The organism is Kitasatospora sp. NPDC114501, assembly GCF_055633695.1.
Genome location: NZ_JBVKDS010000003.1, coordinates 168,437 through 191,877 on the forward strand (window position 1 = coordinate 168,437; position 23,441 = coordinate 191,877).

The 23,441-nt window shown below is 68.6% G+C and carries 33 protein-coding genes; 3 read left to right on the forward strand and 30 right to left on the reverse strand.

Going from position 1 to position 23,441, the window contains the following annotated elements; translation table 11 throughout:
- Nucleotides 1–66: 66 nt before the first annotated feature.
- The 24 genes from ACZ7RU_RS07170 to ACZ7RU_RS07285 form a co-directional block, all read right to left on the reverse strand.
- Nucleotides 67–720: an adenylate kinase gene (locus tag ACZ7RU_RS07170; RefSeq protein WP_470339902.1), complete on the reverse strand. Its 654-nt coding sequence runs from the start codon at nucleotides 718–720 to the stop codon at nucleotides 67–69.
- A complete protein-coding gene (gene secY, locus ACZ7RU_RS07175; protein ID WP_387756339.1) occupies nucleotides 720–2,030 on the reverse strand; it encodes a preprotein translocase subunit SecY in 1,311 nt (436 codons plus the stop codon). The genes ACZ7RU_RS07170 and secY overlap by 1 nt, the downstream gene beginning before the upstream one ends.
- Before the next feature lie 307 nt (nucleotides 2,031–2,337).
- Nucleotides 2,338–2,790: a 50S ribosomal protein L15 gene (gene rplO, locus ACZ7RU_RS07180; RefSeq protein ID WP_189916067.1), complete on the reverse strand. Its 453-nt coding sequence runs from the start codon at nucleotides 2,788–2,790 to the stop codon at nucleotides 2,338–2,340.
- 2 nt (nucleotides 2,791–2,792) lie between these two features.
- Nucleotides 2,793–2,975: a 50S ribosomal protein L30 gene (gene rpmD, locus ACZ7RU_RS07185; protein ID WP_030055835.1), complete on the reverse strand. Its 183-nt coding sequence runs from the start codon at nucleotides 2,973–2,975 to the stop codon at nucleotides 2,793–2,795.
- Complete coding sequence (rpsE, locus tag ACZ7RU_RS07190) at nucleotides 2,975–3,595, reverse strand: 30S ribosomal protein S5 (RefSeq protein WP_316523510.1); 621 nt, start codon at nucleotides 3,593–3,595, stop codon at nucleotides 2,975–2,977. The genes rpmD and rpsE overlap by 1 nt, the downstream gene beginning before the upstream one ends.
- A gap of 48 nt (nucleotides 3,596–3,643) precedes the next feature.
- Nucleotides 3,644–4,027: a 50S ribosomal protein L18 gene (gene rplR / locus ACZ7RU_RS07195; protein WP_031063032.1), complete on the reverse strand. Its 384-nt coding sequence runs from the start codon at nucleotides 4,025–4,027 to the stop codon at nucleotides 3,644–3,646.
- Between the two features lie 3 nt (nucleotides 4,028–4,030).
- On the reverse strand, nucleotides 4,031–4,570 hold the full coding sequence (gene rplF, locus ACZ7RU_RS07200) for a 50S ribosomal protein L6 (protein ID WP_387756336.1): 540 nt from the start codon (nucleotides 4,568–4,570) through the stop codon (nucleotides 4,031–4,033).
- Nucleotides 4,571–4,592: 22 nt separating this feature from the next.
- Nucleotides 4,593–5,000: a 30S ribosomal protein S8 gene (rpsH, locus tag ACZ7RU_RS07205; RefSeq protein WP_238862988.1), complete on the reverse strand. Its 408-nt coding sequence runs from the start codon at nucleotides 4,998–5,000 to the stop codon at nucleotides 4,593–4,595.
- Between the two features lie 264 nt (nucleotides 5,001–5,264).
- The gene (locus ACZ7RU_RS07210) at nucleotides 5,265–5,450 is read right to left on the reverse strand and encodes a type Z 30S ribosomal protein S14 (RefSeq protein WP_030055830.1); all 186 of its coding nucleotides are present in this window, start codon (nucleotides 5,448–5,450) and stop codon (nucleotides 5,265–5,267) included.
- A gap of 4 nt (nucleotides 5,451–5,454) precedes the next feature.
- Nucleotides 5,455–6,024 carry a 50S ribosomal protein L5 gene (gene rplE / locus ACZ7RU_RS07215; RefSeq protein ID WP_316523506.1) on the reverse strand — a complete coding sequence of 190 codons (570 nt, stop codon included), beginning with the start codon at nucleotides 6,022–6,024 and terminating at the stop codon, nucleotides 5,455–5,457.
- Complete coding sequence (gene rplX, locus ACZ7RU_RS07220) at nucleotides 6,024–6,335, reverse strand: 50S ribosomal protein L24 (RefSeq protein WP_030263484.1); 312 nt, start codon at nucleotides 6,333–6,335, stop codon at nucleotides 6,024–6,026. Before rplX ends, rplE begins: the two co-directional genes overlap by 1 nt.
- Nucleotides 6,336–6,350: 15 nt before the next feature.
- Entirely contained in the window at nucleotides 6,351–6,722 is a 372-nt protein-coding gene (gene rplN / locus ACZ7RU_RS07225) for a 50S ribosomal protein L14 (protein WP_196949334.1), read from the reverse strand.
- A 102-nt stretch (nucleotides 6,723–6,824) separates the two neighbouring features.
- On the reverse strand, nucleotides 6,825–7,097 hold the full coding sequence (gene rpsQ / locus ACZ7RU_RS07230; protein ID WP_030055826.1) for a 30S ribosomal protein S17: 273 nt from the start codon (nucleotides 7,095–7,097) through the stop codon (nucleotides 6,825–6,827).
- Nucleotides 7,097–7,321, reverse strand: a complete 225-nt coding sequence (gene rpmC / locus ACZ7RU_RS07235; protein ID WP_030263491.1) for a 50S ribosomal protein L29 — start codon at nucleotides 7,319–7,321, stop codon at nucleotides 7,097–7,099. Before rpmC ends, rpsQ begins: the two co-directional genes overlap by 1 nt.
- Nucleotides 7,321–7,740: a 50S ribosomal protein L16 gene (gene rplP / locus ACZ7RU_RS07240; protein WP_030232476.1), complete on the reverse strand. Its 420-nt coding sequence runs from the start codon at nucleotides 7,738–7,740 to the stop codon at nucleotides 7,321–7,323. Before rplP ends, rpmC begins: the two co-directional genes overlap by 1 nt.
- Nucleotides 7,741–7,745: 5 nt before the next feature.
- Nucleotides 7,746–8,570 carry a 30S ribosomal protein S3 gene (gene rpsC / locus ACZ7RU_RS07245; protein ID WP_355253411.1) on the reverse strand — a complete coding sequence of 275 codons (825 nt, stop codon included), beginning with the start codon at nucleotides 8,568–8,570 and terminating at the stop codon, nucleotides 7,746–7,748.
- Nucleotides 8,570–8,917 (reverse strand): 50S ribosomal protein L22, encoded by a 348-nt coding sequence (gene rplV / locus ACZ7RU_RS07250; protein WP_030280773.1) that lies wholly within the window; start codon nucleotides 8,915–8,917, stop codon nucleotides 8,570–8,572. The genes rpsC and rplV overlap by 1 nt, the downstream gene beginning before the upstream one ends.
- A gap of 82 nt (nucleotides 8,918–8,999) precedes the next feature.
- A complete protein-coding gene (rpsS, locus tag ACZ7RU_RS07255) occupies nucleotides 9,000–9,281 on the reverse strand; it encodes a 30S ribosomal protein S19 (protein WP_030280772.1) in 282 nt (93 codons plus the stop codon).
- Nucleotides 9,282–9,292: 11 nt separating this feature from the next.
- Nucleotides 9,293–10,129: a 50S ribosomal protein L2 gene (gene rplB, locus ACZ7RU_RS07260; protein WP_207810337.1), complete on the reverse strand. Its 837-nt coding sequence runs from the start codon at nucleotides 10,127–10,129 to the stop codon at nucleotides 9,293–9,295.
- A gap of 46 nt (nucleotides 10,130–10,175) precedes the next feature.
- The gene (gene rplW / locus ACZ7RU_RS07265) at nucleotides 10,176–10,493 is read right to left on the reverse strand and encodes a 50S ribosomal protein L23 (protein WP_030280768.1); all 318 of its coding nucleotides are present in this window, start codon (nucleotides 10,491–10,493) and stop codon (nucleotides 10,176–10,178) included.
- Nucleotides 10,493–11,170 (reverse strand): 50S ribosomal protein L4, encoded by a 678-nt coding sequence (gene rplD, locus ACZ7RU_RS07270; RefSeq protein WP_097237486.1) that lies wholly within the window; start codon nucleotides 11,168–11,170, stop codon nucleotides 10,493–10,495. Before rplD ends, rplW begins: the two co-directional genes overlap by 1 nt.
- A gap of 5 nt (nucleotides 11,171–11,175) precedes the next feature.
- Nucleotides 11,176–11,823: a 50S ribosomal protein L3 gene (rplC, locus tag ACZ7RU_RS07275; protein WP_031063055.1), complete on the reverse strand. Its 648-nt coding sequence runs from the start codon at nucleotides 11,821–11,823 to the stop codon at nucleotides 11,176–11,178.
- A gap of 14 nt (nucleotides 11,824–11,837) precedes the next feature.
- Nucleotides 11,838–12,146: a 30S ribosomal protein S10 gene (rpsJ, locus tag ACZ7RU_RS07280; protein WP_012785157.1), complete on the reverse strand. Its 309-nt coding sequence runs from the start codon at nucleotides 12,144–12,146 to the stop codon at nucleotides 11,838–11,840.
- A 393-nt stretch (nucleotides 12,147–12,539) separates the two neighbouring features.
- A complete protein-coding gene (locus ACZ7RU_RS07285) occupies nucleotides 12,540–14,330 on the reverse strand; it encodes a phospholipid carrier-dependent glycosyltransferase (RefSeq protein ID WP_470339903.1) in 1,791 nt (596 codons plus the stop codon).
- A 313-nt stretch (nucleotides 14,331–14,643) separates the two neighbouring features.
- Between ACZ7RU_RS07285 and ACZ7RU_RS07290 the strand changes: the two genes are divergently transcribed.
- Entirely contained in the window at nucleotides 14,644–16,401 is a 1,758-nt protein-coding gene (locus ACZ7RU_RS07290; RefSeq protein ID WP_470339904.1) for a hypothetical protein, read from the forward strand.
- Between the two features lie 85 nt (nucleotides 16,402–16,486).
- On the opposite strand, the gene ACZ7RU_RS07295 is transcribed toward ACZ7RU_RS07290, so the two are convergent.
- The 6 genes from ACZ7RU_RS07295 to rfbB all read right to left on the reverse strand — a co-directional run bounded on the left by ACZ7RU_RS07295 (nucleotide 16,487) and on the right by rfbB (nucleotide 21,793).
- On the reverse strand, nucleotides 16,487–17,392 hold the full coding sequence (locus ACZ7RU_RS07295) for a glycosyltransferase family 2 protein (protein ID WP_470339905.1): 906 nt from the start codon (nucleotides 17,390–17,392) through the stop codon (nucleotides 16,487–16,489).
- A 4-nt stretch (nucleotides 17,393–17,396) separates the two neighbouring features.
- Nucleotides 17,397–17,795, reverse strand: a complete 399-nt coding sequence (locus tag ACZ7RU_RS07300) for a DUF2304 domain-containing protein (RefSeq protein WP_188301641.1) — start codon at nucleotides 17,793–17,795, stop codon at nucleotides 17,397–17,399.
- A complete protein-coding gene (locus ACZ7RU_RS07305; RefSeq protein WP_392867362.1) occupies nucleotides 17,792–18,481 on the reverse strand; it encodes a glycosyltransferase family 2 protein in 690 nt (229 codons plus the stop codon). The genes ACZ7RU_RS07300 and ACZ7RU_RS07305 overlap by 4 nt, the downstream gene beginning before the upstream one ends.
- A gap of 68 nt (nucleotides 18,482–18,549) precedes the next feature.
- Nucleotides 18,550–19,872, reverse strand: coding sequence for a lipopolysaccharide biosynthesis protein (locus ACZ7RU_RS07310; protein WP_470339906.1), 1,323 nt, complete (start codon nucleotides 19,870–19,872; stop codon nucleotides 18,550–18,552).
- 11 nt (nucleotides 19,873–19,883) lie between these two features.
- Nucleotides 19,884–20,819, reverse strand: coding sequence for a dTDP-4-dehydrorhamnose reductase (gene rfbD, locus ACZ7RU_RS07315; RefSeq protein ID WP_470339907.1), 936 nt, complete (start codon nucleotides 20,817–20,819; stop codon nucleotides 19,884–19,886).
- Nucleotides 20,816–21,793, reverse strand: a complete 978-nt coding sequence (gene rfbB / locus ACZ7RU_RS07320; protein WP_470339908.1) for a dTDP-glucose 4,6-dehydratase — start codon at nucleotides 21,791–21,793, stop codon at nucleotides 20,816–20,818. The genes rfbD and rfbB overlap by 4 nt, the downstream gene beginning before the upstream one ends.
- Before the next feature lie 81 nt (nucleotides 21,794–21,874).
- Here rfbB and rfbA point away from each other — a divergent pair, with 81 nt between their 5' ends.
- Both rfbA and rfbC read left to right on the forward strand, forming a co-directional pair.
- On the forward strand, nucleotides 21,875–22,750 hold the full coding sequence (gene rfbA / locus ACZ7RU_RS07325) for a glucose-1-phosphate thymidylyltransferase RfbA (RefSeq protein ID WP_470339909.1): 876 nt from the start codon (nucleotides 21,875–21,877) through the stop codon (nucleotides 22,748–22,750).
- Nucleotides 22,747–23,346: a dTDP-4-dehydrorhamnose 3,5-epimerase gene (gene rfbC / locus ACZ7RU_RS07330; protein ID WP_470339910.1), complete on the forward strand. Its 600-nt coding sequence runs from the start codon at nucleotides 22,747–22,749 to the stop codon at nucleotides 23,344–23,346. Before rfbA ends, rfbC begins: the two co-directional genes overlap by 4 nt.
- The last annotated feature ends 95 nt before the right edge of the window (nucleotides 23,347–23,441 follow it).

The window sequence follows — 23,441 nt, forward strand, 5'->3', positions numbered from 1 at the left end:
AAACGGCCGGGCCACCCGCACTGGGGCGGGCGACCCGGCCGTACCGTCGTACGTTCGCCGAGAGACTCAGCTGTCCTGCTTCAGCGCCTCGATCGAGCGGGCGGTGACCTCGTCCACCTTGCCGAGGGCCGAGATGGTCGCCACCAGGCCCTGCTGGACGTAGTAGTCGATGATCGGCTCGGTCTCGGTGTGGTAGACCTCCAGGCGCGTGCGCACCTTCTCCTCGGTGTCGTCCGAGCGCTGGTACAGCTCGCCGCCGCACTCGTCGCAGACGCCCTCCGCCTTCGGCGGGTTGTAGTCCACGTGGAAGACGTGGCCCCCGTCGTTGCGGCACAGGCGTCGGCCGGCGATCCGGCGGACCACCTCGTCCTCGGGGACCTCCAGGTCCAGCACACCGTCCAGCTTGATGCCCTGCTCGGCGAGGAACTCGTCGAGCGCCTTCGCCTGGCCCAGGTTGCGCGGGAAGCCGTCGAGCAGGAAGCCCTTGGCGGCGTCCGGCTGAAGCATCCGGTCCTTGGCCATCCCGATGGTGACCTCGTCCGGCACCAGGTGTCCCGCGTCCATGTAGCTCTTGGCCTCGAGCCCCAAGGGGGTGCCCTGGCTGATGTTCGCGCGGAACAGGTCGCCGGTGGAGATGTGGGGGATGGACAGGGTCTTGGCGAGCAGGTGCGCCTGAGTACCCTTCCCGGCCCCGGGAGGACCAACGAGGACGATACGCATCAGCGGAGGAACCCTTCGTAATTGCGCTGCTGGAGCTGGCTCTCGATCTGCTTCACAGTTTCGAGTCCGACGCCGACGACGATGAGCACGCTGGTGCCGCCGAACGGGAAGTTTGTCTGCTGTCCGAAGGCGACCAGGGCGATCATCGGGATCAACGCGATCAGGCCCAGGTAGAGCGAACCCGGCCACGTGATTCGGGTCAGCACGTAGTTCAGGTACTCGGCCGTCGGCCGGCCGGCCCGGATGCCCGGGATGAACCCACCATACTTCTTCATGTTGTCGGCAACTTCTTCGGGGTTGAAGGAGATGGCGACGTAGAAGAACGCGAAGAAGACGATCAGCAGGAAGTAGGTGGCCATGTAGATCGGGTGGTCACCCTTGACGAAGTTCGTCCGGATCCACGTGGCCCAGCCCGCCTGGCTGTTGGTCAGCTGGACCACCAGGGCGGGGATGTACAGCAGCGACGAGGCGAAGATGACCGGGATGACACCGGCCTGGTTCACCTTGAGCGGGATGTAGGTCGAGGTGCCGCCGAACGCCCGGCGGCCGATCATCCGCTTCGCGTACTGGACCGGGATCCGGCGCTGGGCCTGCTCGACGAAGATGACCAGCATCACGACGATGACGCCGACCGCGACCACGGAGAGGAACTCGACCCAGCCGCCGCCGATGGTGCCGGACTGCTTGATCGCCCACATCGAGGACGGGAACTGGGCGGCGATCGAGGTGAAGATCAGCAGCGACATGCCGTTGCCGATGCCGCGGTCCGTGATCAGCTCACCGAGCCACATGATGACCGTGGTGCCGGCGGTCATGGTGAGCACCATGACGGTGATCCGGAACACGCTGGTGTCCGGGACGATCTGGTTCGCGTAGACGCAGCCGGAGAACAGCGCGCCGCTGGAGGCCGTCGCCACGATGCCGGTGCCCTGGAGCACCGCGAGCGCGATGGTCAGGTACCGGGTGTACTGGGTGATCTTCGCCTGGCCGGCCTGTCCCTCCTTCTTCAGCATCTCCAGTCGCGGGATCACGACGGTGAGGAGCTGGAGGATGATGCTCGCCGTGATGTACGGCATGATGCCGAGGGCGAAGATCGTCAGCTGGAGGAGCGCGCCACCGCTGAACAGGTTGACGAGTCCGAAGAGGCCACTGTTCTTGGTCTCCTTCACGCACTCGTTCACGGCCGTGAAACTCACGCCCGGAATCGGGATGTGCGAGCCCAGCCGGAACAGCACCATGATGCCCAGCGTGAACAGCAGCTTCTTGCGCAGGTCGGGCGTCTGGAACGCCCGCGCGAACGCACTGAGCACGGTGCCTCCTGCGCCTCCCGCGCGTCGTCGGCGGGAGGGTCGGTCCTGAATGGGAGTTTGCGGTACGGGCTCCCGTACAGACGGCACAGGCGAGCCTACGCGCAGCCTACAAGGGAACTCCACGGACTCTAACAGTGCGCGGCCATTCCGAAGAAGCGCGTACGGCCGCTCCCCCACTCACGGGGTACGGGATGCCCGGGTTTGCCACACAAAAGAACGAGCACCGTCCGGCCGGAAATCCCGGGAACGGCACGAGCCCCGCACCTCCCGAAGGAGGTGCGGGGCTCGTGGGGCCGGGTCAGCGGGCTCAGACGAGCTCGGTGACCGTGCCGCCCGCGGCCTTGATCTTCTCGGCGGCCGAACCGGAGACGGCGTCGACCGTCACCTGGAGGGCGACCGAGACCTCGCCGGTGCCGAGCACCTTGACGAGCGAGTTCTTGCGAACCGCGCCCTTGGCGACCAGGTCCTCGACCGTGACCTCGCCACCCTGCGGGTAGAGCTCGGCCAGCTTGTCCAGGTTCACCACCTGGAACGTGATCTTGAACGGGTTCTTGAAGCCCTTCAGCTTCGGCAGGCGCATGTGGAGCGGCATCTGGCCACCCTCGAAGCGCTGCGGAACCTGGTAGCGGGCCTTGGTGCCCTTGGTACCACGACCAGCGGTCTTACCCTTGGAGCCCTCACCACGACCCACGCGGATCTTGTCGGTCTTGGCACCCGGGGCGGGACGCAGGTTGTGGATCTTGATCGGGTTCTCGCCCATGATCAGTCCACCTCCTCAACCGTCACCAGGTGACGGACCGTGTGGGCCATCCCGCGGATCTCGGGACGGTCCTCCTTCACCACGACGTCGTGCATGCGCTTGAGACCAAGCGAACGCAGGGTGTCACGGTGGTTCTGCTTGCTGCCGATGTACGACTTGGTCTGCGTGATCTTCAGGCGAGCCATCAGGCGCTCACCCCAGCAGCACGCGCCCGCAGCAGAGCGGCGGGGGCCACGTCCTCCAGCGGCAGACCACGACGGGCGGCGATCTCCTCGGGGCGGACGAGGCCCTTCAGAGCCACCACGGTGGCGTGCACGATGTTGATCGCGTTGTCCGAGCCGAGCGACTTCGACAGGATGTCGTGGATGCCGGCGCACTCCAGGACGGCGCGCACCGGACCACCGGCGATAACACCGGTACCGGGGGCGGCGGGCTTCAGCAGCACGACGCCGGCGGCCTTCTCACCCTGGATCGGGTGCGGGATGGTGCCCTGGATACGGGGGACCTTGAAGAAGTTCTTCTTGGCCTCCTCAACACCCTTGGCGATGGCGGCCGGAACCTCCTTCGCCTTGCCGTAACCGACACCCACGGTGCCCTCGCCATCGCCCACCACGACGAGCGCGGTGAAGCTGAAGCGACGGCCACCCTTGACAACCTTGGCGACACGGTTGATCGCGACGACGCGCTCGACGTAAGCGGTCTTCTCGACAGCCGGGGCGTTGCCCTGACCGTCACGCTTACGGTCGCGCCGCTCGCCACCCGTGCCGCGACCGGCGCCGCCTTCGCGGCGCTGGGGTCCAGCCATTGGAATTACCTCTCTCGTTTACGTCCGTCGACAGAGTCGACGAGCGGCTTAGAAGTCGAGCCCGGCCTCGCGGGCCGCGTCCGCCAGGGCGGCGATGCGGCCGGCGTACCGGTTGCCCGCGCGGTCGAAGACGACCGACTCGATGCCGGCGGCCTTGGCGCGCTCGGCGACCAGGCTCCCGACCTTCTTGGCCAGCTCGGTCTTGTCGCCCTCGGTGCCCTTGATGGACACGTCGAGGGTGGACGCCGACGCCAGGGTGTGACCCTTGGCGTCATCGATGACCTGGGCGACCATGTGGCGGTTCGAGCGCGTCACGACGAGACGCGGACGCACCTCGGTGCCGACGACGCGCTTGCGAACGCGGATCGCGCGGCGCTTGCGAGCGGCGCTCTTGTAGGCGTTGCCCTTGCCGATCTTGACAGAGACACTCATCGCTTACTTACCACTCTTTCCGACCTTGCGGCGGATGACCTCGCCCGCGTACTTGACGCCCTTGGCCTTGTACGGGTCGGGCTTGCGCAGCTTGCGGATGTTCGCGGCGACCTCGCCGACCTTCTGCTTGTCGATGCCGTCCACGTGGAACTTGGTGGGCGACTCGACGACGAAGGAGATGCCCTCCGGCGCGGCGATCAGGATCGGGTGGCTGTAACCGAGCGCGAACTCCATGTCGGAGCCCTTCGCGGTCACACGGTAACCAACACCGCTGATCTCCAGCGACTTGCGGTAGCCCTGCGTCACACCGGTGATCATGTTCGCCACCAGCGTGCGGGTCAGGCCGTGCAGGGCCTTCGAGCGACGCTCGTCGTTGGGGCGGGTGACGAGCACGGTGCCGTCCTCGCCCTTGCCGATCTCGATCGGCTCGGCGACGACGTGGGTGAGCGAGCCCTTGGGGCCCTTCACCGAGACCGCCTGGCCATCGATGGTGACGTCCACGCCAGCGGGGACCTGGATGGGCAGCCGTCCAATGCGCGACATTGCTGTACCTCCGTTTCCCGAATTACCAGACGTAGGCGAGAACTTCTCCGCCTACGCCCTTCTTGGCGGCCTGCTTGTCGGTCAGGAGGCCGGAGGACGTGGAGATGATCGCCACGCCCAGGCCGCCGAGAACCTTCGGCAGGTTGGTGGACTTTGCGTAAACGCGCAGACCCGGCTTGCTGATGCGCTTGATGCCGGCGATGGAGCGCTCACGGTTGGGGCCGAACTTGAGCTCGATGGTCAGCTTCTTGCCGACCTCGCCCTCAGCCGGCTCCTCAACCTTGTAGGAGGAGATGTACCCCTCCTGCTGCAGGATCTCGGCGACGTGCGCCTTGATCTTGCTGGCCGGCATCGCCACGGAGTCGTGGTACGCCGAGTTCGCGTTACGCAGACGCGTGAGCATGTCTGCGATGGGGTCGGTCATGGTCATGATGGCCTCAGGCCTCTCTCGCCGTGGTTTCTCCGCACCAGGTCCCCCTTCCGCACTCTTGCGAGTCCGTCAGGGGCACAAGCGCAGGGGACCTACGACGTAGTAAGACTGGGTGCGAGCCCTTGAGAAGGGCCACGGTCGTCCATGGGGAAGCCGTGGCAGGGGGCCCGACCCCACTACCTTACGGGAATCCGTACGGCAGCCCAAAAACGGGCCGTGTGGGATCGGGCACCTCTGCGTCGCTGGGTGCCTAAAGCGCCTGGATTACCAGGAGCTCTTGGTCACGCCCGGCAGCTCGCCGCGGTGCGCCATCTCACGGAGGCAGACACGGCACAGGCCGAACTTGCGGTACACCGAGTGCGGACGGCCGCAGCGCTGGCACCGGGTGTAGGCCCGGACGCCGAACTTCGGCTTGCGCTCGGACTTCGCGATGAGGGACTTCTTCGCCATTGGCTCACGCCTCCTTGAACGGGAAGCCCAGAGCGCGCAGGAGCGCCCGGCCCTCGTCGTCGGTCTGAGCGGTGGTCACGACGGTGATGTCCATACCGCGCTGACGGTCGACCTTGTCCTGGTCGATCTCGTGGAACATAACCTGCTCGGTCAGACCGAAGGTGTAGTTGCCACGGCCGTCGAACTGCTTCGGGGAGAGACCACGGAAGTCACGGATACGCGGCAGGGCCAGCGAAACCAGACGGTCCAGGAACTCCCACATGCGGTCACCACGGAGGGTGACGTGGGTGCCGATCGGCTGGCCCTCGCGCAGCTTGAACTGCGCGATGGACTTACGAGCCTTGGTCACGGCCGGCTTCTGACCGGTGATCGCGGTCAGGTCGCGGATCGCGCCCTCGATCAGCTTGCTGTCACGGGCGGCCTCGCCGACACCCATGTTGACCACGACCTTGACCAGGCCGGGGATCAGCATGACGTTCTCGTACTTGAACTGCTCGTGCAGCTGGCCCTTGATCTCGGAGTTGTAACGCTCCTTGAGGCGGGGGGCCACCTTCTCAACAGACGTCTCAGACATCAGATGTCCTCACCGGTTCGCTTGGCAACGCGGATCTTGTTGCCCTGGTCGTCGAAGCGGTAGCCGACGCGGGTGACGACCTTCTTGCCGTCCTTCTCCACGACCAGCTGGACGTTGGAGACGTGCACCGGGGCCTCGACGGTCACGATGCCACCCTGGGTACCCGGACCCGGCTTGGTGTGCTTCTTGACCCGGTTGACACCCTCGACGAGGACCTTGTTCTCAGCCGGCATGGCCTGGATGACCTTGCCCTGCTTGCCCTTGTCCTTGCCGGTGATGACCTGAACCAGGTCACCCTTCTTGATCTTCATGCTGTTCGCCATGGGTTAGAGCACCTCCGGCGCCAGCGAGATGATCTTCATGAACTTCTTGTCGCGCAGCTCGCGGCCCACCGGGCCGAAGATGCGGGTACCGCGGGGGTCACCCTCGGTGTTCTTGAGGACGACGGCGGCGTTCTCGTCGAACCGGATGTAGGAACCGTCCGGACGACGGCGCTCCTTCACGGTACGGACGACGACGGCCTTGACCACGTCACCCTTCTTCACCGAGCCACCGGGGATCGCGTCCTTGACGGTCGCGACGATGACGTCCCCGATTCCGGCGTAGCGGCGACCGGAGCCACCGAGAACACGGATGCAAAGGATCTCCTTGGCACCAGTGTTGTCGGCAACACGCAGTCGCGACTCCTGCTGGATCACAGCTTTCTCCTGATCGTCAACGAGAGTCGACGGGCCGGCCGCTGCTCACATCGGCGCCCCGGGGGGACCCGCTGCACATACGGCCGTACCACATCGGCTTCGTTACTTGGCCTTCTCGAGGATCTCGACGACGCGCCAGCGCTTCGTCGCGGACAGCGGGCGGGTCTCCGCGAGGAGGACCCGGTCGCCGATGCCGCAGGCGTTCGCCTCGTCGTGCGCCTTCAGCTTGTTCGTACGGCGGATGACCTTGCCGTACAGAGCGTGCTTGACGCGGTCCTCGACGGCGACGACGACGGTCTTGTCCATCTTGTCGCTGACGACGAGACCCTCACGGGTCTTGCGGAAACCGCGCGTCTCGTTGGTGTTCTCAGTCATCAGGCGTTCTCCACCGTCTCGATGCCCAGCTCGCGCTCGCGCATCAGGGTGTAGATCCGCGCGATGTCCTTACGGACCAGCTTGAGCCGGCCGTGGTTGTCGAGCTGCCCGGTCGCCGCCTGGAAGCGGAGGTTGAACAGCTCCTCCTTGGCCTCGCGGAGCTTGGCAACGAGACCCTCGTTGTCCAGCTGACGAAGCTCAGCAGCCTTGGTAGCGGCCGACATCAGCTCTCACCGTCCTCGCGCCGGACGATCCGGCACTTCATCGGCAGCTTGTGCGCGGCGCGGGTGAGCGCCTCGCGAGCAACCTTCTCGTTCGGGTACGACAGCTCGAACATGACCCGACCCGGGTGCACGTTCGCGATCCACCACTCCGGCGAACCCTTACCGGAACCCATGCGGGTCTCGGCCGGCTTCTTGGTGAGCGGACGGTCCGGGTAGATGTTGATCCAGACCTTGCCGCCACGGCGGATGTGACGGGTGATCGCGATACGAGCGGACTCGATCTGACGGTTCGTCACGTAGGCCGGGGTGACGGCCTGGATGCCGAACTGGCCGAACGCCAGCTCGGTGCCACCCTTGGCAGCGCCACGGCGCTTCGGGTGGTGCTGCTTGCGGTGCTTGACCCGACGGGGGATCAGCATTTGGGTCAGGCCTCCGTTCCGGTGTTCTCGGCAGCCGGAGCCTCGACGGCCGGGGCCGCGGGGGCCTCGGCAGCGGCGGGACGACGGCCACGGCCACCACGCTCGCCACCGCGACGGTCGCCACCGCGGGCGGGACGACCACCCTCGGGACGGGCCGGACGGTTGCCCGAGCGGGCAGCGGCGTTCTCAGCGCGGACCTCGGCGATGTTCTTGACGTCGCCCTTGTAGATCCAGACCTTCACGCCGATGCGGCCGAAGGTGGTCTTGGCCTCGAAGAAGCCGTAGTCGACGTTCGCACGCAGGGTGTGCAGCGGCACGCGACCCTCGCGGTAGAACTCCGAACGGCTCATCTCGGCGCCGCCGAGACGACCGGAGCACTGGACCTTGATGCCCTTGGCGCCGGACTTCATGGTGCCCTGCATCGACTTGCGCATGGCACGGCGGAAGGAGACGCGGGAGGACAGCTGCTCCGCGACGCCCTGAGCCACGAGCTGGGCGTCCAGCTCGGGGTTCTTGACCTCGAGGATGTTCAGCTGGACCTGCTTGCCGGTCAGCTTCTCGAGGTCGCCGCGGATGCGGTCGGCCTCGGTGCCACGGCGACCGATGACGATGCCGGGACGGGCGGTGTGGATGTCGACGCGGACGCGGTCGCGGGTGCGCTCGATCTCGACCTTGGAGATGCCGGCGCGCTCCATGCCCTTCGTCATCATGCGACGAATGGCGACGTCTTCCTTGACGTAGTCCTTGTACAGCTTGTCGGCGTACCAGCGGGACTTGAAGTCCGTGCTGATGCCGAGGCGGAACCCGTGCGGGTTAACCTTCTGGCCCATTACCGGGTCCCTTCCTTGCTGCTGACGACCACGGTGATGTGGCTGGTCCGCTTGCGGATCCGGTAGGCGCGGCCCTGGGCACGCGGACGGAACCGCTTCAGGGTCGGGCCCTCGTCAACGTACGCCTCGGAGATGTAGAGGTCGTCCACGTTGGAGTGGTTGTAGTTGTGCGCGGCGTTGGCGATGGCGCTGTCGAGCACCTTGCCAACCGGCACGGTGGCGGCCTGCGGAGCGAAACGCAGGACGGCCTGGGCCTCCGTGGCATTCATGCCACGGATGAGGTCCACCACGCGGCGGGCCTTCATGGGCGTCACGCGGATGTACCGCGCCTGTGCCCTGGCTTCCATGGTTGTCCCCTTAATGGAGTAAGTCATTGAGTCTTCTTGGCGCGCAAGCTCAGCCCGTGGCCAGTGGCCACAGTCGGGCCTTCTAGCGACGCTTCGACTTCCGGTCTTCCTTCACGTGGCCACGGAAGGTGCGGGTCGGAGCGAACTCGCCGAGCTTGTGGCCGACCATCGACTCGGTGACGAACACCGGGACGTGCTTACGGCCATCGTGAACCGCGATCGTGTGGCCGAGCATGCTCGGGGAGATCACGGAACGACGGGACCAGGTCTTGATGACGTTCTGGGTACCCGCCTCGTTCTGAGCGTCCACCTTCTTGATGAGGTGGCCGTCGATGAAGGGGCCCTTCTTAAGACTGCGCGGCATCTGACCTGCTCCTAGCGCTTCTTGTTGGTCTTGCGGCGGCGCACGATGAGCTTGTCCGACGCCTTGTTCGGGCGACGGGTACGGCCCTCGGGCTTACCCCACGGCGAGACCGGGTGGCGACCACCGGAGGTCTTACCCTCACCACCACCGTGCGGGTGGTCGATCGGGTTCATGGCGACACCACGCACGGTCGGGCGGACGCCCTTCCAGCGCATGCGGCCGGCCTTGCCCCAGTTGATGTTCGACTGCTCGGCGTTGCCGACCTCACCGACGGTGGCGCGGCAGCGCGCGTCGACCAGGCGGATCTCACCGGAGGGCATGCGCAGGTGCGCCATCTTGCCCTCACGCGCCAGCAGCTGGATGCCGGAACCGGCCGAGCGGGCCAGCTTGGCACCGCCACCGGGACGCAGCTCCACCGCGTGGATGGTGGTACCGACCGGGATGTTGCGCAGCGGCAGGTTGTTGCCCGGCTTGATGTCGGCGCCAGCGCCGTTCTCGATCCGGTCGCCCTGCGTGATGCCGCGCGGCGCGATGATGTAGCGCTTCTCGCCGTCCGCGTAGTGCAGGAGCGCGATGCGCGCGGTGCGGTTCGGGTCGTACTCGATGTGCGCGACCTTGGCCGGCACGCCGTCCTTGTCGTGACGACGGAAGTCGATCACGCGGTAGGCGCGCTTGTGACCGCCACCCTGGTGGCGAGCGGTGACACGACCGGCGTTGTTACGGCCGCCCTTGCTGTGCAGCGGGCGAACCAGCGACTTCTCCGGAGTGGACCGCGTGATTTCTACGAAGTCGGCCACGCTGGAGCCACGACGGCCCGGCGTAGTCGGCTTGTACTTGCGGATGCCCATTTGGCTCTCTCGTCCTCGTCCTAATCGACGATCACGATCTCCCTATTCAGGAGACCGGACCACCGAAGATGTCGATGCGGTTGCCCTCGGCCAGCGTCACGATGGCGCGCTTGGTGTCCTTGCGCTTGCCAAAGCCCGTCTTGGAGCGCTTGCGCTTGCCCTGACGGTTGATCGTGTTGACAGCCTCGACCTTGACCGAGAAGACCGCCTCGACGGCCTGCTTGATCTGGGTCTTGTTGGCGCCCGGCGACACGATGAACGTGTACTTGTTCTCGTCGAGAAGGCTGTAGCTCTTCTCGGAGATGACCGGCTTCACCAGGACGTCACGGGGGTCCGTGAACGTCTTGCTCGTAACGTCGCTCATCAGGCGGCGCTCCCTTCGAGCTCGCCCTCAGCGGCAACGGCCTTGGCGGACGCGGCCGGACCGGCCACGAAACGCTCGAAGGCGGCCTGGGTGAAGACCACATCGTCGGAGACGAGCACGTCGTAGGTGTTCAGCTGACCGGCGTCCAGGATGTGCACGTGCGGCAGGTTGCGAGCGGACTTCAGGCCCAGCTCGTCCTCGCGCTCGACGACCAGGAGGACGTTCTTGCGCTCGGTGATCTTGCCGAACAGGCTCTTGGCGGCCTTGGTCGACGGCGCCTCGGTCGCGGTCACGCCGGTGACGACGTGAATGCGGTTGTGGCGGGCCCGGTCGGTGAGCGCACCGCGCAGGGCGGCGGCGATCATCTTCTTCGGGGTCCGCTGCGAGTAGTCGCGCGGCACGGGACCGTGCACGACGCCACCGCCGGCGAACTGCGGCGCACGGGTCGAGCCCTGACGGGCGCGGCCGGTGCCCTTCTGGCGGTACGGCTTCTTGCCGCCACCGCGGACCTCGCCACGAGTCTTGGTCTTGTGGGTGCCCTGACGGGCCGCAGCGAGCTGCGCCACGACGACCTGGTGCATCAGCGGAACGCTGACCTTCGCGTCGAAGATCTCGGCCGGCAGCTCGATGCTGCCGGTCTTGTCGCCAGCCGGCGACAGGATGTCAATGGTGCTCATATCCTTCACAGCCCCTTCGCCGCGGTGCGGACGAGGACGAGGCCGCCGTTCGGGCCCGGGACGGCGCCCTTGATGAGCAGCAGACCCTTCTCCGCGTCGACCGCGTGCACGGTCAGGTTCTGGGTGGTCACACGCTCGTGGCCCATCCGACCGGCCATGCGCAGGCCCTTGAACACACGGCCCGGGGTGGCGCAGCCACCGATGGAACCGGGCGAGCGGTGCTTGCGCTGGGTGCCGTGACCGGCGCCGAGGCCCTTGAAGTTGTGACGCTTCATGACACCGGCGAAGCCCTTGCCCTTGGAGGTGCCGGTCACGTCGACCTTGACACCCGCCTCGAACAGCTCGGCGGTGATCTCCTGGCCCAGGGTGTACTCGGACGCGTCCGAGGTACGGAGCTCGACCAGGTGACGGCGCGGGGTGACACCGGCCTTGGCGAAGTGGCCCGCGAGGGGCTTGTTCACCTTGCGGGGGTCGATCTCGCCGAAGCCGATCTGGACGGCGTCGTAGCCGGCCGGGCTGTCGGCGGTGTGGACCTGGGTCACGACATTGGGCCCAGCCTTGACGACGGTCACCGGAACGACCCGGTTGTTCTCGTCCCAGACCTGGGTCATGCCGAGCTTCTCGCCCAGGATGCCCTTAATCTGCTTAGCCATCTTCGGTGCGCCTCTCAGAGCTTGATCTCGATGTCGACGCCCGCCGGCAGGTCGAGACGCATCAGCGAGTCAACCGTCTTCGGCGTGGGGTCGAGGATGTCGATCAGACGCTTGTGAGTACGCATCTCGAAGTGCTCGCGCGAGTCCTTGTACTTGTGCGGCGAGCGGATGACGCAGTACACGTTCTTCTCAGTGGGCAGCGGCACCGGGCCTGCGACCTGCGCACCAGTACGGATCACCGTCTCGACGATCTTCTTCGCCGAGGAGTCGATGACCTCGTGGTCGTAGGCCTTGAGCCGGATGCGGATCTTCTGTCCCGCCATGGCTACTCAGTAGTCCTTTGTCCTTAGTTACTTCACGACTGCCCCTCCGACCCCCGCGCTCGGGCGTGTCGCACTCGCGCTTGCAAAAAACCGGCGAAGTACTTCGTCGGTTTCAAACTTTCGGGGTGGGGGGTGCCGGGCCGAGGCCCCGCACACGCTTCCCGGAAGATTCCCGTACTTTCGCCCCGCAGCTGCCGTGGCGTAGAACTCACGCTTGACGGCCATCACGGGAACGACGAGTACATGGGACTCGCTTCCAGTCCTCCCGGCGGGAGGCGCGCAGCATCGGCACTCAACCGAGCAACTTGGACATACTGCCACATGGAGCAGCCCGGATGCCAATCGGGGCCGGTGAGGCGCTCCTCACCGGCCCCGACGGGGTGACGACCCCGCTCAGCCCTTGCGCCAGAGCACCCAGCCGCGGTCCTTGTTGTACTTCGCGACGTGCCAGCCCGGCTTCGGGTCCGGCCAGCTGGCCTCCGGCGGGGCTTCCTTGCGGGAGGCCGTCGCCGCCAGGTACGCGGTGGCCCTCTCCGGCGGGGTGGAGCCGTCCTTCAGGTCGTCCGACCAGACCCGGCCCCAGTAGACCTCGTAGGCCATCGCCATCCGGGTGTCCCAGTCGAGGTCCATGTCCAGGACGACGTTGTCGCCCTTGCGCAGGCCGGCCTCCTTGGCCACGCCGACCGCCTGGTACTTGCGCTCCTTGGCGTGCGGCTCGGAGACGTTGTCGGTGACGGCGATCGTCGCGTAGGCGGCGAACAGCGTCACGCAGGCCACCACCGCGGCGACCACCCGGCGCCCGCCGGCCACCCGCAGCAGCAGGCACGCGGCCAGCACCGCCAGCGCGCCGAAGCTCGTCCGGGCCATGTGCAGGCCGTCCCAGGTCGAGGCCAGGAACATCGCGTCGGGCACGGTCCACGGACTGACCCAGAGCTTGAGCACGGCGCCCGCGTACGCGCCGACGGACAGCTGGATGACCCCGATCACCGCCGTGCCGACCAGCGCCAGCCACAGCAGCGCCCGCACCCCGGCCCGCCACAGCGCGGCCAGGCCGACCACCAGGAACATCGGCACCAGCACCGCGCAGTACCGGGCGTACACCCAGTTGTCGGTCCGGCCGTTGTCCGCCAGGCCGGCCGCGGAGGCCAGCGCGGTACCGAACAGCAGGGCCACCATGGTGCAGGCCACCACCCGCTCGGGGACCGAGTACCGGCGACGGAACACGACCACCACGCACAGCACGAAGGCGATCGCCCCGAAGCCGTACGTGGAGACCATGAAGTACCACAGCTGCCCGAAGGTGCGGGCGACGATCGTGCCGATGTAGTCGCTGTTCCCGAGGTTCTCGAAGACCTTGTTGCCGACGTCGCTCGGCGGCACGTCCTTGAACTGGCCCTCGACGAAGCCCGCCAGCAGCTTCGCGCCCAGGTACGACACCCCGAGCGCGCCGACGCCGGCCAGCGAGGCGAGCCGCGGCGCCCAGCCGGACGCCAGCACCACCACCAGGACCAGCGCGGTCAGCGCCACGACCACGCCGCCGCGGTCGTGGGTGGCCATGGTGCAGCCGGCCGCCAGGCCCGTCCCCACCCCGTACAGCGCCCGGCGGCGCGCCGGGCCGGGCGACAGCCAGCCGTGCATCGCGAGCAGCCAGGCCAGCAGCAGCACCGGGAGCACGGTGTCCGACATGACGAACTGGGAGTAGAAGACCACCGGCGGCACCAGCGCCACGGCGGTGCCCACCAGGTACGCCTGCGGCCGGGACAGGCCCACCCGGCGCGCCGCCGCCACGGCGAGCGGGAACACCAGCGCGTTGAGCAGCGCGTTGAGGCCCATCACCAGGTGGTACGCGGTGGCCGGGTTGTCGGCGATCCGCAGCGCCGGCGAGATCAGCAGCGGGTACCCGCCGGGGATCACCACGCCGACCGGCATCTCGGTGGTCGGCCGACCGGCCAGCACCCGCGCGATCACCAGGTAGGAGTCCTCGTCGGCGTGCACCGACGGGAAGTAGTTGTGGACCGACAGCACCAGGCGGAACGCCACCTGCCCGCCGTACCCGAGCAGCAGCGCCACCGGCCAGAACCAGCGGTGGGCGGCCAGCGCCCGCAGCCGGGGCGGCACGGCCGGGGCCCGGGTGTCCGGCGCGCTCCTGCCGCCCTCCTCACCCCGGCCCGGCCCGTCGGACATGTGGGCAGAGTCGATCAGCGGCTGCACCGAGACACTTCCCTACTTGTGTGAGTGGACGATCCCGCCATGGGGCTCCGGACGGGCGCGCCACGGTTCCTGCCACCCTCGTCGAAGCGCATCGGCAGTGTGCCACGCGGTGATCGGCCGGAGCCAACGCACTCCTCTCCCGCGGACGACAACGACCCGCTCGGGAACGGCGGTTCATCCCCTGCGGATCCGCCGACCCTGGTGCTGGCAGAATCGCAGTGTCCGGCACCGAAACCACACACCGCCTCCGCACCGGATCGCTGCGGAAGAGCAGAAGGACCGAACAGTGACGACGAGCGTGCAGCCCGCCTCCACCCCGGGCATGCAGCAGGACATACCGTCCAGCCGAAGGAGACGGGCAGCCGCTCTGCGTCTCTCCGCCGTCCTCTGGACGGCGGAGATCCTGACCGCGGTTGCGGCGGCCCTGCTGATGACGGGCCTGGCGACGTCCATCGAGCTGAACCCGATGTCGAGGATCGGCCAGGTCAGCGGCCTCGCGGCGCTCCAGCTCCGACTCCTGCTGCTGCTCGGCGTCGTCGTCCTGGTCCTCGTGCCCGCGATGCGCCGCTGGGCGGACGTCCCGGTCCGGTTCGCCGCCGCCGCGGTCGCCGGCCTGTCCTCCGGCGTCCTGGCGGCCGGCGTCTCGCTCGCGCTGCGCGACACCAACTGGCCGCTGTACGCCCAGTCGGGTGACTCCGGCAGCCTCCAGGCCTGGGTCAACGCCCTGTTGGAGGGCAAGCCACTCGACGGCGCCTACCCGCCCATGTTCCCGCACATCGTCGCCTTCGTCACCGAGCACCTCACCCACGGGGACATCGGCCACGCGCTCAAGCTCGTCGACCTGCTGTTCGTCGCGATACTCGGCCCGCTCGCCTACCTGTCCTGGCGGCTGCTGCTGCCGCCGCTCTGGGCGCTCGGGATCGGCGTCACCGCCGCGCTGCCGATGGCGCAGCCGTACAAGCCGTACACCACCTTCGTGCTCGTCGCCTTCCTCCCCGTGCTGGCGAAGCTGATGCGGCTCCTCCAGCGCGCCCCGGAGCTCCCGCGCCGCACCGCCGCCGTCCGCGGGGCCGTGCTCGGCCTCGGGATCGGGCTGCTGTTCCTCCTCTACTCCGGCTGGTTCGTGTGGTCCGCGGCCGGCGTGGTGGTGCTCACCCTGGTGCTGCTGCTGCGCGCCCGCCGCACCGGCGGGACGTCCGGCCTGCTCAACGCCCTGTGCGCGATCGGCGCCGCCGGCGGGGTCTTCCTGGTCGTCTCCGGCGTCTACCTGGTCCGGCTGCTCGGGTCCGCAGGAAGCACGGTCGACCGCTACTGCTACTTCGACACCTACACCGAGCCGACCTACTTCGCGATGTGGCGCGACGACCTTCCCGGCACCGACGGCCAGAGCACCTGGCCGGTGCCCGGCGAGCTCGGCGGGGTCGGCCTCTTCACGATCCTGCTGCTGGTCGGCCTGGGCGTGGCGCTGGCCCTCGGGATCGGCCGGGCCGTCGTCCTGACCGCCGCCGCCTGCACCGCGAGCGCCCTGCTGATGCGCTACTGGTACGCCTCCCACATGGAGCGCGACCAGGCCGTCATGCTCTACCCCCGCACCAGCGCGCAGCTGCTCTACTGCCTGCTGGTCCTCGTCGGCCTGGCCTGCTACCTGATCGTCCGCCGCCGGCAGAGCGCCGCCGCGGCCCCCGGCACGGAGTCGGCCGAGCCGGCCGGCCGCCGCCTCCCGCTGCGCCTCAACCCGCGAGGAGTGGCCGTCGGCGCCGTCTGCGCCCTGGGCCTGCTCTTCGGCATGGCCGGCTCCGCCACCGCCAGCAAGTACATGCCCGACCCGCACGAGGGCACCGGCATGCTGGCCTGGATCTCGCAGACCACCGCCGACACCAAGGGGCACTGCTCCCGCTACGCGCCCAAATGCGTCGAGGCCCCTGGGCTTCTGAACCCTGCGGACCCGAAGGTCGACCTCGGGAAGCTGATCTGCCCGAAGGTCAACCCGTACCCGCGCAAGAATGAACTGCTCCCCGGGTTCTCCGCGGACCTGCCCGAGTGATCCTCGCCGCGAACCGCGAACGGCACTGGGCCGGTAGTCCGAGTTCGGACTACCGGCCCAGTGCCGTTCCAGGACTTCCGAGCGGTCAGTGCCGCTCTCCCCCGGTCAGCGCGTGGCGGACCAGGACCTTGGCGCCGGCCCGCTGGCCGCGCTTCAGCGCGCCCGGCAGCATGGTCAGCGCGTGCAGACGGGAGGCGCTGCGGAACCGGGCCGCACGGGCGGCCTTCGGCCAGCCCCGGGCGTCCATCCGCTCGGCCACCGCGTTGAAGTACCGCTCCGCCTCGGTGAACCGGGTGCCGGAGAAGGCCTGCACCGAGGACTCGCTGACCGCGTGCCGGCGGTACTGGAAGACGACGGTGGTGTTGTCCACCATCATCTGCTCGCCGCGCTCCAGCAGGTCGACGACCAGGGCCAGGTCCTGGATCACCGAGTACTCGTCACGGAAGTTGACCGCGCGCAGCGCCTCGCCCCGCCAGCAGATCGACGGGAAGTAGAGCCAGTTGCCGCGCAGCACGCTCGCGGCCAGCTCCTCGCCGCCCATCAGCCGCCGGCCCTTGACGGTCGGCGCGTAGATCTTCTCCTTGACGTTGTCCGCCAAGCCGGAACGGCTGACCTCGCCGTTGCCGTCGATGACCTCGACGCCCGGCTGCACCATGCCCAGGTCCGGGTTGTCCTTGACGATCGCCCGGACGGTCTCCAGGTAGTGCGGGTGCAGCAGGTCGTCGCAGCCCATGATGACCACGTGGTCGGCCGTCGACAGCTCCACGCACTTCTGGAAGTTCTTGGTGATGCCGAGGTTCCGCTCGTTGCGCAGGTAGCTCACCCGGTCGTCGCCGAGCGCGGCGAACCAGCCCGGGACGTCCGGCTCCTTGCCGTCGTCGATGACGGTCAGCCGGAAGTCCCGGTCGGTCTGCGCGAGGATGCTCCGCACCGCGGCCTGCATCAGTGCCACGTCGCCGTAGTACGGCAGCATGAACTCGAAGGTCGCCACGGGATCAGGCCTTGCTGCGGTCGACCGGCGCCGAGACCGGCAGGTCCAGGTCGAAGCGCTCCTCGTTCAGCCGGGCGCCCTCGTTGATCGCCACGGTGCGCGCCAGGTCGGTGAGCTTCTTCTCCAGCGAGCGGAAGCGCAGGAAGGTGTTCAGGGTCAGGAAGCCCATCGCCAGCACCATCACGTACAGCACCAGGTCGGTGCCGCGGCCGACGCCGAGCTGGTGGGCCAGCCAGGTCACGTCGGTGGGACGCAGCACCGCGTAGATGTTCACGAGCACGAAGACCGAGAACGCGATGCGCTTCCAGGCGCGGGTGTTGGCACGGTCCCAACGCCGGATGAACATGAAGGCGAGAGTGACCGAGCCGAGAATGAGAACCAGCTGGATCCAGAAGAATTTCATCGGCGGCTACGCTCCCGCAGCGAGATGTCGAAGATGATGTTGACGCCGTTGATCAGGGACTGACCCTTGGCGCGTGAGTAGTCGGTGTACAGGATGTCCACCGGGAGTTCGGCGACCCGGAGGTCCGAGCCGGCGAGGTAGCTGACGATCTCCGACGCGTGCGCCATGCCGTTCATGGTGATCCGCAGCCGGCCGGCGGCCTCGCGGTTCAGCACCCGCAGGCCGTTGTGGGCGTCGGTCAGCTTGAGCTTGCGAGCGGTCGGGCTGACGGTCGCCGCGGTGCGCAGGACGACCCGCTTGATCCACGGCACCTGCCCGTTCTGCTCGATGAAGCGCGAGCCGAGGACCACGTCCACGTCGCCCTCCCGCAGCAGGGCGACCATCTTCTCGACGTCGGCGGTCTGGTGCTGACCGTCCGCGTCGAAGGTGGCGAAGTACTTGGCGCCCGGCTGGGCCAGGGCGTAGGCGAGGCCGGTCTGGAGGGCGGCACCCTGGCCGAGGTTGACCGGGTGGCGCACCAGGTGCGCGCCCGTCTCCATGATGTGCTTCGCCGAGTCGTCGCCGCTGCCGTCATCGACCACCACGATGTTCGGGAACGTCTTTCGCGCCCCCTCCACAACGTCGGCGATCACCTGGCCCTCGTTGTAGGCCGGGATCACCAGCCAAACATCGTCGTACTGGGACACGGAGGCTCCATGAATGGGGTCTGGCCCGCGCTGCTGCGCGGCGATCTGAAGATGAGGGGCGGACACGGTCAGTCACCGGCCGTCCGGCTGCTCAACACCGCGGCGTCCGGGTCCCCCGGCTGCTGGACGGGGCCCGCGGAAATCGTCGCCGAACGGGCGAAACTCTGCCTCAGGACCGCCAGCATACCGAGGACGGTGGCCACGGAACCCGCCGTGTACGCAAGGATCACGCGAGTGGACACCTCGCCGGGCAGGAAGGTCACCCCGGCGAGGACCGCGGTGCCGACCGCCCAGCAGAGCAGCTGCAGGTTGTGCCGCTTGAATACCATCAGCGCCTGGCCGAGCACCATCGCGAACATGTACGCCACGGTTCCGGCGGACAACCAGAAGAAGTCGAGGCAGCCGAGCACCGGCTTGGCGCCGAACAGTACCTGGATCAGCCACGGGCCGAGGGCGACCGCCGGGATCCCGCCGAGCAGGCCCAGCGCGCCCACCACGGCGCCGATCTTCTTGAGCATCCCGGTGAAGGCGGCCCGGTCCCCGACCGCGATCGCGGCGGAGAGGCCGTTCAGCAGCGAGGCCTGGAGCGAACCGAAGACGAACAGCGGCACCCGGGCCAGCACCAGCGCGTTGAGCAGGGCGGCGATCAGCGCGGAGTCGGAGGGCGCGAGCAGCTTGGTGCTCACCACGGCCGCGTTCACCACGACCTGCGAGAGCAGCGTCGAGCAGATCAACAGGCCCAGCCCGGAGCAGAGTTCGGACCAGCCGACCTGCTCGCCGGGCTTCACCGCGCGCAGCAGCGGCGGCAGCGTGACGATCGTGGCGAGGACCGGCGCGACGGCCAGGATCAGGCTGAAGGCGAGCGCCGAGTGCACCCCGGCCACGCCGAAGGCGAAGGCCAGGCCGATCCGCAGGCCGCCGTCCAGGCCGAGCTGGGTGCCGTACGCGCCGAAGCGGCCGAGGCCGGCCAGCACGCCGCGGGTGAGGTAGCAGACGGCCATGCCGGTGAAGGCCCCGCCGAGCGCCAGCACCAGCGAGCGGTCGCCGTGGAACATCGACCGGGCGATCGGGCCGGAGGCGGCGCCGAGGACGGCCAGGGTCGCCGCGAGGATCCCGCCGGTGAGCAGGGTCGCCCGGCGCAGCACCGGTGCGGCGCCGTGGCCGAGCGCGGCGCGGGCGGCGACGATCCGGGTGAGCTCCTGCTCGATCGGGAAGAAGACGCCGATGCCGACGGACATCACGATCGTCCACAGCAGTGAGACGTTCGCCATGTCGTCGACGGACAGGCTGTGGCCCGCCACCCCGAGGTGGATGTAGGAGGCGGCGCCCAGGACGACGGTGCCGCCGGCCACCGCCAGGGTTCCCGGCGGTAGCGCGGCAGCCACCTTCATCAGTGCTTTCTTCACTGAGGTCTGTCGCTCTCGGTGCTCCGGGCCGTGGCGGCCAGTTCGGCGAAGACGGGACGGGCGAGGGCCTCGGCCAGCATGGCCCGCCACTCGGGCAGCGGCGCCAGTCCGGCGGCGGCCCAGCGGTCGTGGGCCAGCACGCTGAAGGCCGGACGGGCGGCCGGGCGGACGAAGGCCTCCGACGTGGTCGGACGGATCCGCTCCGGGTCCAGCCCGCTCAGCGCGTAGCTCTCGCGGGCCAGTCCGCACCAGGTGGTGCGGCCGCTCGCGGTGCCGTGGTAGACCCCGGCCGGGGCCTGCCCGGCGAGCGCGGCCCGGCCGAGCTCGACCAGGCGGCCGGCCAGCGCGTAGGACCAGGTCGGCTGGCCGTGCTGGTCGTCCACCACGTCCAGGGTGTCCCGCTGGGCGGCGAGCTTGAGCATGGTGGCCACGAAGTTCGGGCCGTGCTCGCCGTACAGCCAGGCGGTGCGCACGACGTAGCCGTGCTCGGGGAGCAGTTCGGCGACCGCCCGCTCCCCCACCAGCTTGCCGCGGCCGTACGCGTTCACCGGCGCGGTCGGGGCGTCCTCCGGGCAGGGCTCGGTGGCGTCGCCCGGCAGGACGTAGTCGGTGGAGACGTGCAGCAGCCGCGCGCCGCTCTTGGCGCAGGCCGCGGCCAGGTGGCGCACACCGGTGCCGTTGATGGCGGTGGCGGCGTCCTCCTCGGTCTCCGCCGCGTCGACGTTCGTCCACGCGGCGCAGTTGACCACGATGTCGTGGCCCTCGACGGCGGCCCGGACGGCCTCCGCGTCGGTGATGTCGAGGTCCGCCCGGCGCAGCGCGGTGATCTCGGCGGTCGCGTCGGCGCCCAGCACCGACAGCAGGTCCCGCCCGAGCATCCCGGCCGCGCCGGTGACCAGCCAGCGCACGGGCGCGGCGGCGTTCGCGGTCACTTGGCCAGGGCCGCCTTCTGCTTCAGCGGCTCCCACCAGGCACGGTTCTCGCGGTACCACGCGATGGTCGCGGCGAGGCCGTCCTCGAAGCGGACCTGCGGCTCGTAGCCGAGCTCCTCGCGGATCTTGCTGATGTCGATCGAGTAGCGGAGGTCGTGGCCCTTGCGGTCCTCGACGTGCTCGACCATGTCCCAACCGGCGCCGGCCGCCTCGAGCAGCAGGCCGGTCAGCTCCTTGTTGGTGGCCTCGGTGCCGCCGCCGATGTTGTAGACCTCACCGGCCCGGCCGCCGCGCATGACCAGCTCGATGCCCCGGCAGTGGTCCGAGACGTGCAGCCAGTCGCGGATGTTGCCACCGTCGCCGTACAGCGGCACCTTCTTGCCGTCGATCAGGTTGGTGGTGAACAGCGGGATGACCTTCTCCGGGAACTGGTAGTGCCCGTAGTTGTTGGAGCAGCGGGTCACCACGACGTCCATGCCGTGGGTGCGGTGGTAGGCCAGCGCCAGCAGGTCGGAGGAGGCCTTCGAGGCCGAGTACGGGGAGTTCGGCTCCAGCGGCCAGGTCTCGGTCCAGGAGCCCTCGTTGATCGAGCCGTACACCTCGTCGGTGGAGATGTGCACGAAGCGGCCGACGCCGTGCTTGCGGGCCGCGTCGAGCAGCACCTGGGTGCCCACGACGTTGGTCAGCACGAACGGGCCCGCACCGGCGATCGACCGGTCCACGTGGGACTCGGCGGCGAAGTGCACCACCACGTCGTGGCCGGGCATGACCTGGTCGACGGCGTCCGCGTCGCAGATGTCGCCCTGGACGAAGGTGTAGCCCTTGTGGTCTGCCACCGGGGCCAGGTTCTCCAGGACACCCGAGTAGGTGAGCTTGTCAAAGACCGTGATCCGGGCGTTCTCGTCTGCTCCGAGGAGCTGACGGACGAACTCCGAACCGATGAATCCGGCGCCGCCGGTCACGAGGATGCGCATAATGCGCGTAGTCTACCGCCGCCCGAACGCCCTCCCGACCCGGCCCCTCCCGCGTTCACCGATCTCGAATAGGGTGCACCCATGCGTGGAATCCTCCTGGCCGGCGGCACCGGCTCGCGGCTGTGGCCCCTGACCCGTGCGGTGTCGAAGCAGCTCCTCCCGGTCTTCGACAAGCCGATGATCTACTACCCCCTCTCGACCCTGGTGATGGCCGGGATAAGCGAAATCCTGATCATCACCACCCCGAACGACCGGGACCAGTTCGAACGGCTGCTGGGCGACGGTTCCCAGTTCGGCCTGAAGCTCCAGTACGCCGTCCAGGAGAAGCCCGAGGGCATCGCCCAGGCCTTCGTGCTCGGCGCGGACTTCATCGGCGACGAGCCGGTGGCCCTGATCCTCGGCGACAACATCTTCCACGGCACCGGCCTGGGCACCGCGCTCACCGAGCACTCCGACATCAAGGGCGGCCGGGTCTTCGCGTACCCGGTGGCCGACCCGACCGCGTACGGCGTGGTCGAGTTCGACGGGAACGGCCAGGTCCTCTCCATCGAGGAGAAGCCGGCCGAGCCCAAGTCCCGTTACGCCGTCCCCGGCCTGTACTTCTACGACAACCGGGTCGTCGAGATCGCCCGCAACCTGGAGCCGAGCGCCCGCGGCGAGCTGGAGATCACCGCCGTCAACGACGCCTACCTCCAGACCGGCGACCTGCACGTGACGATCCTCGACCGCGGCACCGCCTGGCTGGACACCGGCACGTTCGTGTCGATGGTCCAGGCCTCGGAGTTCGTCCGGGTCATCGAGGAGCGCCAGGGCTTCAAGATCGGCTGCATCGAGGAGGCCGTCTGGCGGGCCGGGCTGATCGACGACGCCCAGCTGCGCGAGCTCGCCGAGCCGCTGCTGAAGAGCGGCTACGGCCAGTACCTGCTGGGCCTGCTCGAAGAGGCGGCCGCCCAGTGAAGTTCCGTGAGCTCTCCATCGAGGGCGCCTTCGAGATCACCCCGCAGGTGCACGGCGACGCCCGCGGCCACTTCACCGAGTGGTACCGCTTCGACCGCCTCGCCGAGGTCGTCGGCCACCCGCTGAACCTGGCCCAGGCGAACCTGTCGCTCTCCGCCAAGGACGTCGTCCGCGGCATCCACTTCGCCGACGTCCCGCCCGGCCAGGCCAAGTACGTGGCCTGCACCCGCGGCGCGGTGCTGGACGTCATCGTCGACCTGCGGGTCGGCTCGCCGAACTTCGGCAAGTGGGAGTTCGTCCGGCTGGACGACACCGAGCGCAAGGCCGTCTACATCCCGGAGGGCCTCGGCCACGGCTTCTGCGCCCTGACCGACGACGCCACGCTGACCTACCTCTGCTCGGCGACGTACAACCCGACCGGCGAGCACGGCGTGCACCCGCTGGACCCGGACCTCGGCATCGAGTGGCCGACCGACGCCCCGCAGCTCTCGGCCCGCGACGCGGTGGCCCCCTCCCTCGCGGAGGCGCTCGCCGACGGCCTGCTGCCGGACTACCAGGCCTGCAAGGCCTACACGGACTCGCTGAAGCAGCGGTAGCGCAGCCCGTCCGGCCGAGGGGCGAGCGCAGGGCGTACCCGTCCCCTCGGCCGTTCTCCCTCCCCCATCACAGGCCATTCCCAGGCCGCTCCCCA